The 12,024-nt window shown below is 65.7% G+C and carries 8 protein-coding genes; 5 read left to right on the top strand and 3 right to left on the bottom strand.

Features of this window, described 5'->3' with window-relative positions; translation table 11 throughout:
* Positions 1-26: 26 nt before the first annotated feature.
* Complete coding sequence (locus ACIP0B_RS15330) at positions 27-935, bottom strand: DMT family transporter (protein ID WP_400833260.1); 909 nt, start codon at positions 933-935, stop codon at positions 27-29.
* A gap of 84 nt (positions 936-1,019) precedes the next feature.
* Positions 1,020-2,645, bottom strand: a complete 1,626-nt coding sequence (locus tag ACIP0B_RS15325) for a methyl-accepting chemotaxis protein (protein ID WP_400833259.1) — start codon at positions 2,643-2,645, stop codon at positions 1,020-1,022.
* A gap of 426 nt (positions 2,646-3,071) precedes the next feature.
* Here ACIP0B_RS15325 and aceK point away from each other — a divergent pair, with 426 nt between their 5' ends.
* The 5 genes from aceK to ACIP0B_RS15300 all read left to right on the top strand — a co-directional run bounded on the left by aceK (position 3,072) and on the right by ACIP0B_RS15300 (position 11,247).
* Positions 3,072-4,793: a bifunctional isocitrate dehydrogenase kinase/phosphatase gene (aceK, locus tag ACIP0B_RS15320; RefSeq protein WP_400833256.1), complete on the top strand. Its 1,722-nt coding sequence runs from the start codon at positions 3,072-3,074 to the stop codon at positions 4,791-4,793.
* 156 nt (positions 4,794-4,949) lie between these two features.
* A complete protein-coding gene (gene hrpA, locus ACIP0B_RS15315) occupies positions 4,950-8,861 on the top strand; it encodes an ATP-dependent RNA helicase HrpA (protein WP_400833254.1) in 3,912 nt (1,303 codons plus the stop codon).
* Between the two features lie 336 nt (positions 8,862-9,197).
* The gene (locus ACIP0B_RS15310) at positions 9,198-10,319 is read left to right on the top strand and encodes a beta-ketoacyl-ACP synthase III (RefSeq protein ID WP_400833251.1); all 1,122 of its coding nucleotides are present in this window, start codon (positions 9,198-9,200) and stop codon (positions 10,317-10,319) included.
* 83 nt (positions 10,320-10,402) lie between these two features.
* A complete protein-coding gene (locus ACIP0B_RS15305; RefSeq protein WP_400833249.1) occupies positions 10,403-11,017 on the top strand; it encodes an RNA polymerase sigma factor in 615 nt (204 codons plus the stop codon).
* Positions 11,011-11,247 (top strand): anti-sigma factor family protein, encoded by a 237-nt coding sequence (locus ACIP0B_RS15300; protein WP_400833247.1) that lies wholly within the window; start codon positions 11,011-11,013, stop codon positions 11,245-11,247. The genes ACIP0B_RS15305 and ACIP0B_RS15300 overlap by 7 nt, the downstream gene beginning before the upstream one ends.
* Before the next feature lie 272 nt (positions 11,248-11,519).
* Here the strand turns inward: ACIP0B_RS15300 and ACIP0B_RS15295 are convergent.
* Positions 11,520-12,024 (bottom strand): putative porin (locus tag ACIP0B_RS15295; RefSeq protein WP_400833244.1); only part of this gene is annotated, 505 nt, incomplete at its 5' end.

Raw genomic sequence — 12,024 nt, 5'->3', positions numbered from 1 at the left:
ATGACTGATTCGGTGCCTCTGCCGGTCTAGCGTGCCGGCGCTTCGGCAGGTTTCACCGCCGCCGGCTTCAGCACCAGCCACAACGCCACCGCAATCAACACCCCGCCATACACGTGCGCCATCGACAGCGGCTCATCCAGGAACAACGCCCCCCACAGCACGCCGAACGGCGGAATCATGAAGGTCACGGTCATCGATTTGACCGGGCCGATCGAACTCAGCAGGCGGAAATAGAGGATGTAGGCGAAGGCGGTGCACGCCAGGCCCAGGCCCAGCAGCGACAGCCAGACGTTCCACCCGCCCCAGCTCGCCGGCGGCTGGGTGAGGGCGCTGTAGCCGAACAGCGGCAGCAGGAACAGGGTGGCGCCGAGCATGCTGCCCAGCGCCGACAGGCGGCTGTCGAGCCCGCCGGCCTGATCCAGCCAGCGCCGCGCCAGGAACCCGGCAAAGCCGTAGCAGGTGGTGGCCAGCAGGCAGGCGAGGGCGCCCATCAGCAGCGGCAGGTCGAACGCCACCGGGCCCGCGCGGGTGAGCACGCCGACGCCGAACAGGCCGAGAAACACGCCGCCGAGCTTGGCCGCCGTGAGTTTTTCGCTGAAGAACAGCCCGCCGATCAGCACGCCCATCAGCGGCGTGGTGGCGTTGAAGATCGCCGAGTACCCGGCCGGCAGCACCTGGGCGGCCACCGAGTACAGCGTGGCCGGGATCCCGGAGTTGATCAGGCCCAGCAGCATCACCGTCTTCAGCTTGCCCTTGAAATCCCAACTGATGCGCATCAGGCCGAGGATCACCAGCAGCCCGACGGCGGCGATCGAAACCCGGAAGAACGCCGTGGGAATCGTGCCGATCACCGGCGCGATGATGCGCATGAACAGAAAACTGGCGCCCCAGATGGCCGCCAGCGACAGTAACCGGAAAATATCGACGGGGCTCACGGCGCACCTCCTCCTGCAAAAGGGACGAGAGTGTTGCCGACGGCCCCGGCGATGGCAACCGCTGTTCGGGCATTTAATTCCCGGTCAGAGCACGAAGCGCGTGACCAGGCCGTTGAGATCCACCGCCAGGCGCGACAGCTCCTGGCTGGCGGCGGAGGTCTGGGTGGCGCCGGCGGCGGTCTGGGTCGAGAGGTCGCGGATGGTCACCAGGTTCTGGTCGACCTCGCGGGCCACCAGGGCCTGCTGTTCGGCGGCGCTGGCGATCACCAGGTTGCGCTGGTTGATCTGCGAGATCGAGGCGGTGATCTTCTCCAGCGCCTGGCCTGCGCTGTTGGCCCGGCGCAGGGTCTGGCCGGCCTGTTCGGCGCTGCTTTGCAAGGCGCTGACGGTGGCGTCGGTGCCTTGCTGGATGCTGCTGATCATCAGCTCGATCTCTTCGGTGGAGTTCTGGGTGCGCTGCGCCAGCGAACGGACCTCATCGGCGACCACCGCGAACCCGCGCCCGGCCTCGCCGGCCCGTGCCGCTTCGATGGCGGCGTTGAGGGCCAGCAGGTTGGTCTGCCCGGCGATGCCGCGAATCACCTCCAGCACTTTGCTGATGTCCTGGGCCTGGGCCGCGAGGCCCTCGGCCTGCCCGGAGGCGCCGAGCACGGCAGTGACCAGCGCCTGGATCGAGCGGACGGTTTCGCTGACCTGCACGTGTCCGTGCTTGCTGTCTTCGTTCGAGGCTTCGGACGCCTCGGCGCTGGACACCGCGTTGGCGGCCACTTCGTCCACCGCCGTGCTCATCTCGGTGACGGCGGTGGCGGCCTGTTCGATCTGATCGTTCTGCTGTTGCAGGCCCCGGGTGCTTTGCTCCATCACCGAACTCATTTCCTCGGCGGCGGAGGCCAGTTGCTGCGCCGATTCGCCGATGCCGCGGATGGTCGAGCGCAGGTTGTCCTGCATGCCGGCCAGGGCGTCGAGCAGTTGGGTCGCCTCGTCCTTGCCGGCGCTGTCGATCCGGCCGCTGAGGTCGCCGGCGGCAATCCGCCGGGCCACGTCCAGGGCCTGACCGATCGGCGCGGTGATGCTGCGGGTCAGCAGCCAGGCCAGCGACAGCGTGACGATCAGCGCGATGCCCATGATCGTCCCGACGATCCACAGCGCCCGTTGGTACAACGCATCCGCTTCGTCGGAGGCCGCGTCAGCGCCTTGCTGGTTGAGGCCGATCATGGCTTCGAGCAGCCGGTCGAGCACCGCGCCCTGGGGCGCCAGCTCATTGTTCAACCGCGCATTGGCCTGTTCGCCCTGGCCTGCATCGATCTGCACGACGATCTGGTCGAGGATGCTCAGGTACTTGCCGACGGCGCCCTTGAGCTCATCGAGCATCGCGCGCTCCTGCGGATTGGCCACCAGCGCCTGGTGATCGTCCAGGCGCTTGAGCAGCTCCTGGCGCTGGGCCTTGAGGATGGCTTTGCTCCTTTCGCGGATGGCGGGTTGGGCGGTGGCGATCAGGCGCAGGGATTCGAGGCGGATGCTGGCGATGTTCGCCGCGCTGTCGTGAATGCTCTCGATGCTCGGCATCCACGATTCTTCAATCACCACGGCGCTGGCGCGCAGGGTTTTCATCTGGCCCAGGCCGAACAGGCCGACCACTGCCAGCAGGCTGGCCAACACGGCGAAACTCAGGCTGGCGCGCAAACCTATGCGCAGATTCCGGATAGACATCAATGTGCTCCTTGGGCGAATGAGGGGGGGGCGTCCCCGTGACCGAGGATCTTGTTGTGGGGCAGGCAAGGCGATGGCTGTATATCAAAGTGCCACTATCTTGGTAAGGGCCGTTCCGCAGGAGTCCAGGCCAAGAGGGCGGCCAGGGGAAACACGCGACAAAGGCTTGTCCCAGAGCGCTCGGCGATAGATTGGATCCGAAACCCAGGGAATCCGCGGGCTGGCGATGAATCGATTCAGGGCAGGCGGTGGCGGCGCAGCGCTTTAATTTGACCGAACGGTCGATTAAAAAAACTTTGATAAAAACTGTGTCGCTGTACAACCCGGCGGCGGATTTGGCCGAAATTGCGCTTCTCCTGCGCAGGCTTCCGTGGCTAAGCTCAGGCTTTCGAGCACAGATCCCCAATTCCCGCAGAGGTCTCATCTATGCCGCAGCAATGGCCAGCCACCGATATCGCCCGCATGATCCTCGATGGCTTCGACGATTACCGCGAGCATTTCCGTCGGATCACCGACGGTGCGCGGGAGCGCTTCGAGCAGGCGCGCTGGCAGGAGACGCAGACCGCCTCGGCGGCGCGGATCAACCTGTACGAGGAGAAGGTCGGCGAGACCGTGGCGCGCCTGCGCGAGCACTTCGAGGCGCCGGTGCTGATGGACGTCAGTTGCTGGCCGCTGGTCAAGAGCGCCTACATCGGCATCATCGACCTGCGCTTCGACGATGAGCTGTCCGAGACCTGGTACAACTCGATCTTCTGCGGGCTGTTCAGCCACGACCTGATCAGCGACGGCTGCATGTTCATCCACACCACCCGGCCGAGCCTGCGCCGCGCCCGGGCCGCGCAGACGCGCATCTATCGCCCCGAAGGGCAACTGTCGGGGATGCTCGCCAGCATCTTCGCCGACTACCGCTTCAGCGAAGACTACGCCGACCTGCCGCGGGATCTGCAGCGCCTCGAAGCGCAACTGCGGGAAAACCTGCCGGACTGGGTGTGCAAGGATCCGGAGCTGAGCGTCGAGCTGTTCTCCTCGGTGCTGTACCGCAACAAGGGCGCGTACCTGGTGGGGCGCCTCTACACCAACGACGACCAGTGGCCGCTGGTGATTCCGTTGCTGCACCGCGAAGGGCGCGGGATCCAGATCGACGCGCTGATCACCGATGAGGCGGAGGTGTCGATCATCTTCTCCTTCACCCGTTCGTACTTCATGGTGGACGTGGCGGTGCCGGCGGAATTCATCGGCTTTCTGCGGCGCATCCTGCCGGGCAAGCACATCGCCGAGCTGTACACCTCCATCGGTTTCTACAAGCACGGCAAGTCGGAGTTCTACCGCGCGCTGATCAACCACCTGGCCAACACCGACGACCGTTTCATCATGGCGCCGGGCGTGCGCGGCATGGTCATGAGCGTGTTCACCCTGCCGGGCTTCAACACGGTGTTCAAGATCATCAAGGACCGTTTCTCGCCGTCGAAGAACGTCGACCGCGCCACGGTGATCGAAAAGTACCGGCTGGTGAAAAGCGTCGACCGCGTAGGGCGCATGGCCGACACCCAGGAGTTCGCCGATTTCCGGTTCCCCGTGAGCAAGTTCGACCCGGCGTGCCTTGAGGAACTGCTGGAGGTCGCGCCTTCGACTGTGTCGCTCGAAGGCGAGACCGTGCTGATCCGCCACTGCTGGACCGAGCGCCGGATGACCCCGCTCAACCTCTACCTGGACAACGCCAACGAAGCCCAGGTGCGCGAGGCACTGGAGGACTACGGCCTGGCGATCAAGCAACTGGCGGCGGCCAACATCTTCCCCGGCGACATGCTGCTCAAGAACTTCGGCGTCACCCGCCATGGCCGGGTGGTGTTCTACGACTACGACGAGATCTGCTTCCTCACCGAGGCCAACTTCCGCCACATCCCGCCGCCGCGCACCCCGGAGGACGAAATGGCCTCCGAGCCGTGGTATTCGATCGGGCCGCTGGACGTGTTCCCGGAGGAATTCCCGCCGTTCCTGTTCGCCGACGCCGGCCAGCGCAAGCTGTTCGACCAGTTGCACGGCGAGCTGTACAACGCCGACTACTGGAAGGGTCTGCAGGAGGCGATCCGGGCGGGGAAGGTGATCGATGTGTTCCCGTACCGGCGCAAGGGGCTGGATAACGAATAAGGCAGCCGTAAGCGGCAAGTCACAAGCTGCAAGCGGTAAGCTTCAAGCTGCAAGCCGAAGGTCGCGTTCATCTTGCGGCTCACAGCTTGCCGCTTGCCGCTGCTTTTCTGCGACAATCGCCCCCTTGCGCCACCAGACCACCGAATTGCGTACCCGATGACCGACGAATCGCCCTCCATCGACAAACTGCTGAAGAACCTCGACCACGCCATGCTCGCCGACCGCCACCGGTTGCGCCGGCAGTTGCTTGAGCAGCGCAAGAAACCCGACGAGGCCAAGCTGGCCCAGTGGGTCGCGCGCATGCAGGCGTCCTGCGACCAGGTGCTGGCGCGCAAGGCCAGCGTGCCGGCGATCCGCTACGACGACAGCCTGCCCATCGCCGCCAAGCGTGACGAGATCAAGAAGGCGCTGGAACAGCATCAGGTGCTGATCATCGCCGGCGAGACCGGCTCGGGCAAAACCACCCAGTTGCCGAAGATCTGCCTGGAGATCGGCCGCGGCCGGCACGGCCTCATCGGCCACACCCAGCCCCGCCGGATCGCCGCGCGCAGCGTCGCCAGCCGGGTCGCCGAAGAGCTCGGCACGCCGCTGGGCGCGCTGGTCGGCTATCAGGTGCGGTTCGAGGACCAGAGCGATTCCAGCACCCTGATCAAACTGATGACCGACGGCATCCTGCTGGCGGAGACCCAGAACGACCGCTACCTGGAACGCTACGACACGATCATCGTCGACGAGGCCCACGAACGCAGCCTCAACATCGATTTCCTGCTCGGCTACCTGAAGACCCTGCTGCCGCGCCGTCCGGACCTGAAGGTCATCATCACCTCGGCGACCATCGACCTGGAGCGTTTCTCCAAACACTTCGACGATGCGCCGATCGTGGAAGTCTCCGGCCGCACCTTCCCGGTGGAGACCTGGTACCGCCCGCTGACCCTGGAGCAGGACGAAGAGGGCAACCGGGTCGAGGACGACCTGACCGTGGATCAGGCGATCCTCGCCACCCTCGACGAAATCGCCGCCTACGAGCGCAGCGAGCGCCGCAGCCCCGGCGACGTGCTGGTGTTCCTGCCGGGCGAGCGGGAGATCCGCGACGCCGCCGACATGCTGCGCAAGGCCCAGCTCAAGCACACCGAAATCCTGCCGCTGTACGCGCGCCTGTCGCCGGCCGAGCAGCAGCGGATCTTCCAGTCCCACCCGGGCCGGCGCGTGGTGCTGGCGACCAACGTCGCCGAAACCTCGCTGACCGTGCCGGGCATCCGTTACGTGATCGACAGCGGCACCGCCCGCATCAGCCGCTACAGCTACCGCGCCAAAGTGCAGCGCCTGCCTATCGAGGCGGTCTCCCAGGCCAGCGCCAACCAGCGCAAGGGCCGTTGCGGACGGGTCGAGCCGGGCATTTGCGTGCGCCTGTACAGCGAAGAGGATTTCCTAGGCCGGCCCGAATTCACCGACCCCGAGATCCTGCGCACCAACCTGGCGGCGGTGATTCTGCAGATGCTCCATCTGCGCCTCGGCGACATCACCGCGTTCCCGTTCATCGAGCCGCCGGACGGCAAGGCGATCAGCGACGGCTTCAACCTGCTGCAAGAGCTGTCGGCGGTGGACCGCAACAATCAGCTGACCCCGATCGGCCGCCAGCTGGCGCGCCTGCCGGTGGATCCGCGCATGGGCCGCATGCTGCTGGAAGCGGCGCGCCTGGGCAGCCTTCAGGAAGTGCTGATCGTGGCCAGCGCCATGTCGGTGCAGGACCCGCGCGAGCGTCCGCCGGAGCGCCAACAGGCCGCCGACCAGGCCCACGCGCAGTGGAAGGACGCCGATTCGGACTTCGCCGCGCTGGTCAACCTGTGGCGCGGCTTCGAGGAGCAGCGCCAGGCGCTGACCGCAAGCCCGCTGCGCAACTGGTGCCGCAAGAACTTCCTCAATTACCTGCGCCTGCGCGAATGGCGCGACGCCCATCGGCAACTGAGCCTGATCTGCCGCGACCTTCAGCTGAGCCTGAACAAGGAGCCGGCGGACTTCGCGAAGTTCCACAAGGCGGTGCTGGTGGGGCTGCTCAGCCAGATCGGCCAGAAGACCGAGGAGGGCGATTACCTCGGCGCCCGCCAGCGGCGCTTCTGGATCCACCCGTCGTCCGGAATCGGCAAGAAGCGCCCGCAGTGGGTGATGGCCGCCGAACTGGTGGAAACCACCAAGCTCTACGCGCGGATGGTGGCCAAGATCGACGCCGACTGGATCGAGCCGCTGGCCGGGCACCTGATCAAGAAGAACCACTTCGAACCGCATTGGGAGAAGAAGCGCGGGCAGGTGATCGCGTTCGAGCAGATCACCCTGTTCGGCCTGATCGTGGTCGGCCGCCGCCCGGTGCATTACGGCCCGGTGGATCCGGTGGTCTCGCGGGAGCTGTTCATCCGCGAAGGGCTGGTGCGCGGGGAGATCCAGTCCCGCGCCAAGTGCCTGACGGCGAACAAGCAACTGCTGGAGCAGCTCGACGAACTGGAGGCCAAGGCCCGGCGCCGCGACATCCTGGCCGACGAAGAGACCCTCTACGCCTTCTACGACGCACGGCTGCCGGCGGAGATTCACCAGACCGCCACGTTCGACAGCTGGTACCGGGTCAACAGCCAGAAGGATCCGCAACTGCTGATCATGCGCGAAGAGGACGTGCTGGCCCGCGAAGCCAGCGAAGTCACCGCGCGGGACTACCCCGACACCCTGCACATCGGCGACCTGGAGCTGGCGCTCAGTTATCACTTCGAGCCTAACCACCCCCGCGACGGCGTGACCCTGCGGGTGCCGGCGCCGCTGTTGCCGATGCTGCCGCCGGAGCGCCTGGAATGGCTGGTGCCGGGCCTGATCGAAGCCAAGTGCATTGCGCTGGTGCGCAACCTGCCCAAGGCCCTGCGCAAGAACTTCGTGCCGGTGCCGGACTTCGTCAGGGCCGCGTTGCAGCGCATGACGTTCGCCGAGGGCTCGTTGCCCCAGGCCCTGGGCCGCGAACTGTTGCGCATGACGGGTGCGCGGGTCAGCGACGAAGCCTGGGCCGAAGCCGAGCAGCAGGTCGAAGGGCATCTGCGGATGAACCTGGAAATCGTCGACGGCCAGGGCAAGTTCCTCGGCGAAGGGCGTGACCTGGCCGAGCTCACCGCGCGTTTCGCCGAAGCCAGCCAGGCGGCGCTTGCCGTGCCGCAGAGCGCCAAGGCCCAGCAGCCGGTGGAGGCCAAGGTCTTTGCGCCGGTGGCGGAAAAGACCCAGCAGAAGATCGCCGGGTTGTCGATGACGGTATACCCGGCGCTGGTGGAAGAGGGCGGCACGGTCAAGGAAGGGCGCTTCTCGACGCCGGCCGAAGCCGAGTTCCAGCACCGCCGCGCGTTGCAGCGGCTGTTGCTGCAACAGTTGGCCGAGCCGGCCAAGTTCCTGCGCGGCAAGCTGCCGGGGCTGACCGAGCTGGGCCTGCTGTACCGCGAACTGGGGCGGGTGGAGGCGCTGGTCGAGGACATCCTGCTGGCCAGCCTCGACAGCTGCATCCTCGACGGCGAAGACCCGCTGCCCCGGGACGGCGCCGGTCTGGCGGCGCTGGCCGAGCGCAAGCGCGGCGCCTGGACCGAGCATGCCGAACGGGTGGCGCGCCTGGTGCTGGAGATCCTCAAGCTCTGGCACGGCCTGCAAAAGCGCTTCAAGGGCAAGATCGACCTGGCCCAGGCCGTGGCGCTGAACGACATCAAGCAGCAGCTCAGCCAGTTGGTGTATCCGGGCTTTGTGCGGGAAACGCCGATGCTGTGGCTCAAGGAACTGCCGCGCTACCTCAAGGCGGTCGAGCAGCGGTTCGAGAAGCTCGGCGCCCAGGTGCAGAAGGACCGGGTGTGGAGCGGCGAGCTGGCCGGACTCTGGACGCAGTACCAGACCCGCGCCGCCAAGCACGCCCAGGAAGGCAAGCGCGATCCGCAACTGGAGCTGTACCGCTGGTGGCTGGAGGAATACCGGGTTTCGCTGTTCGCCCAGCAGTTGGGGACGAAGGTGCCGGTCTCCGACAAGCGCCTGAACAAACAGTGGACGCAGGTCGAGGCCTAGCCTTCGGGTACACGGCTTGCCCTGCAGGCGCGGGCCCGCTCGCGATGGCGGAGCATCAGGCAACGGATTGATCGATTGTCTGACAGTCCCTCGTCGCGGGCAGGCTCGCTCCCACAGTCAATCGTCTGTTGTGCGTGGGACAGAGGCCAAAACCTTGGGTTTATGGCACACTTCGCGACCATAAACGCCGGTTTCACGGCCTAGAGCCTCCGGCGCAGGATGCGCTGCGCAATAAAGCGTCACCCGGTTTTTGCGTCTACCGGACGGGAATCGACCCTTTGCGTGTTGGCACGTCGGTGCCAGCACTTTCTGCCTGAACAGATCAGAGAAACGACCATGCATAACGTCGTCATCAGCGGCACCGGCCTGTACACCCCGGCCAACAGCATCTCCAACGAAGAACTGGTGAACTCGTTCAACACCTACGTTGCGCAGTTCAACGCCGACAACGCCGATGCCATCGCCCGCGGCGAGATCCAGGCCCTGACCGAATCCAGCGCCGCGTTCATCGAGAAAGCTTCCGGCATCAAGAGCCGCTTTGTCATGGACAAGGAGGGCATCCTCGACCCTGCGCGCATGACGCCGCGCCTGCCGGAGCGCTCCAACGACGAATGGTCGGTGCTCTGCCAGATGGCCACCGCCGCCGCCGAACAGGCCCTGCAGCGCGCCGGCAAGACCGCCGCCGACATCGACGGCGTGATCGTCGCCTGCTCCAACCTGCAGCGCGCCTATCCGGCCATCGCCATCGAAGTCCAGGAAGCGCTGGGCATCCAGGGCTTCGGCTTCGACATGAACGTGGCCTGCTCCTCCGCCACCTTCGGCATCCAGGCCGCCGCGAACAGCGTGCAGCTGGGCCAGGCCCGGGCGATCCTGATGGTCAACCCGGAGGTCTGCACCGGCCACCTGAACTTCCGTGACCGCGACAGTCACTTCATCTTCGGCGACGCCGCCACCGCCGTGGTCATCGAGCGCGCCGACCTCGCGACCTCCAAGCACCAGTTCGACGTGGTCAGCACCAAGCTGCTGACCAAGTTCTCCAACAACATCCGCAACAACTTCGGCTTCCTCAACCGCGCGGCGGAAGAGGGCGTCGGCGCCCGCGACAAGCTGTTCGTGCAGGAAGGCCGCAAGGTGTTCAAGGACGTCTGCCCGATGGTGGCCGAGCTGATCGGCGAGCACCTGGAGGAGAACAAGCTCAACGTCGGCGACGTGAAGCGCTTCTGGCTGCACCAGGCCAACCTGAGCATGAACCACCTGATCGTGCGCAAGCTGCTGGGCCGCGAAGCCACCGAAGAAGAGGCGCCGGTGATCCTCGACACCTACGCCAACACCAGCTCCGCCGGTTCCGTGATCGCGTTCCACAAGCACCAGGACGACCTGGCCAGCGGTTCGCTGGCGGTGCTCAGCTCGTTCGGCGCCGGCTACTCGATCGGCAGCGTGATCCTGCGCAAGCGCTGAGTTCGTGCTAAAAGATCGCAGCCGGCGCCCGTACCGCAAGGTACGGGCGCCGGCTGCGATCTTTTTTTGCCCGTGAGGAACCGATGGCCGCAACGGATGACACCCAATTGCTCCAGCGCCTGCTGGCCGGCGAGCAGCAGGCGTTCAAGGAGTTGGTGAACACCTACCAGAGCGCCATGCGCGCCGTGGCCTATGCCATCGTCGGCCAGCGCCATGTCGAGGAAGTGGTGCAGGACGCCTGGCTGTCGGTGGTGCGCCACCTCGGCAGTTTCGAAGGCCGCTCCAGCCTCAAGACCTGGCTGCTGACCATCACCGCCAATTCGGCCAAGAGCCGCTACAAGCGCAACCGCCGCGAGGTGCTGCTGGACGACCTGCCGTCGCCGCACGGCACCCTCGATGACGACCGCTTTTCCGCCGGCGATGGCCATTGGCTTGTGGCGCCGTTCGCCTGGCACCATGACACCCCCGAGGCGCTGCTGACCGAAAGCGAGCTGCGCGACTGCCTGGAGCACACCCTGCTCAGCCTCTCGGAGCTGCAGGGCAGCGTGTTGACGCTGCGCGAGCGTCAGGGCCTGGAGCTGGAGGAGATCTGTAACCTTCTGGACATCTCGCTCTCCAATGTCCGTGTGCTGCTGCATCGGGCACGCCTGAAGGTCTTTGCGACCGTGGAGCATTTCGAGGAGACCGGCGAATGTTGACCTGCAAGGAGCAAGTGGCGCGATCCAGCGATTATCTCGATGGCCGGCTGAGCTTTCGCGAGAAGCTGATGGTGCGTCATCACCTGATGTTCTGCCGCAATTGCCGGCGGTTCATCCGTCAGATGCGCCTGATGCAGGCGACGCTGCGGGCGATGCCGCCCAAGCCTGAGGAGGGTGTCGATGCGCTGGCCGAGCGCCTGGCCGAGCAACGCCGCAAGGATCTGCCCTGACGGGCGGAATTGATCTGTGGCGAGGGAGCTTGCTCCCGCTGGGGCGCGAAGCGGCCCCCGCTTTATGTAAAGAAGGGGATTGCTGCGCAATCCAGCGGGAGCAAGCTCCCTCGCCACAGGCATGGGGACAGCACAGTGCGGATGACACGAACGGATGATGGGGATCGTCCCACCCGCACCGGGCTTGAGTCGCAAGTTCCAGGCCGCAGGCTTCGGCTGCAAGTCGAGGCATTCAACTTGCAGCTTGTGGCTCAAGGCTTGTCGCTGCTTCTTTAGAACTTCGCTTCCGCGTCCAGCTGCAGGGTGTTGGTGTCTGCGTCGCGCTGGGTGCGGCTGGAGAAGTCGGCCTTGGTCAGGAAGTACGTGGCGCCGATGGCGAAGTTCTTGTCGATGTCGTAACCGACCTTGAACTTGTGGCCGCGGGAGCCGGTGGTGCCGTTGGCGAAGTCCGAGTCGGTGAAGGCGCCGACCACGGCGTCGCGCTGCACGTCGCGGTAGTTGTAGTCCAGGTTCAGGCCGAAGACCTTCGACTTGGCGCCCACCAGCCATGCGGTGTCCGCATCGGTCACCGCATCGTTGTTCTTCACGTACTGGCCGTAGAACGACAGCGGCATCGGCAGGCCGCCGATGTCGATCTGGCTGAAGCCTTCGTACAGGCGGAACTGGTTGTTGGCCGAGTTGCCGTTGACCGACAGGGCGCACGGGGTGGAGGTGCCGGTGCAGCGGCTGTCTTCGTCGTTCTGGTAGGCGTACACGCTGCCGCCCAGGGTCAGTTTC

Origin of the sequence: Pseudomonas sp. NPDC089534 (genome assembly GCF_044749305.1) — a bacterium.
GTDB classification, from domain to species: domain Bacteria; phylum Pseudomonadota; class Gammaproteobacteria; order Pseudomonadales; family Pseudomonadaceae; genus Aquipseudomonas; species Aquipseudomonas ekonensis.
This window is presented reverse-complemented; position numbering and strand designations above follow the sequence as displayed.